Raw genomic sequence first — 437 nt, forward strand, 5'->3', positions numbered from 1 at the left:
GTCGCGTTGGCTCTGACGTCACTTCTGGCATATCAATTAATATTCCAGCGGGAACAACCGCACCATGCTCTGCTAAGTTAGGATTTGCTAACATAACCGCTTCAGTCATTCCCATCGTTCTTCCGTAAAATCGCCAACAAATAGCGTCAACGGTGTCACCTTGAATTGTTCTAATCTTCATATCAGCTCAACAATGTTATGTGTTGCGCCCTTGATTCGCTGGATTGCCCATAACGCATCACGCTGCAAATCATCAATATTTGGCTCAAGCGCATCGGCTTTTTTACTACCACTAGGCGTGGTATCAATATCACGATATCGCTCAGTGATATTGGCTTTCGCACCGCAAAATACAGCGCGGCGATAAAGATAAATGAGCTCGGACTCTGAGGATTCGCCCTCATGTAATTTTATGGCAGGCACACTCTCAAGCGACT

General features: G+C 45.8%; 2 protein-coding genes. Both read right to left on the reverse strand.

What is annotated here, in order from left to right; genetic code table 11:
- Positions 1–181: tail protein X (locus PROVRUST_RS18830; RefSeq protein ID WP_006816516.1), on the reverse strand; the 181-nt coding region annotated here is incomplete at its 3' end.
- Positions 178–437: head completion/stabilization protein (locus PROVRUST_RS18835; protein ID WP_006816517.1), on the reverse strand; the 260-nt coding region annotated here is incomplete at its 5' end. The genes PROVRUST_RS18830 and PROVRUST_RS18835, both read right to left, overlap by 4 nt.

This window comes from Providencia rustigianii DSM 4541, assembly GCF_000156395.1.
Lineage (GTDB): Bacteria > Pseudomonadota > Gammaproteobacteria > Enterobacterales > Enterobacteriaceae > Providencia > Providencia rustigianii.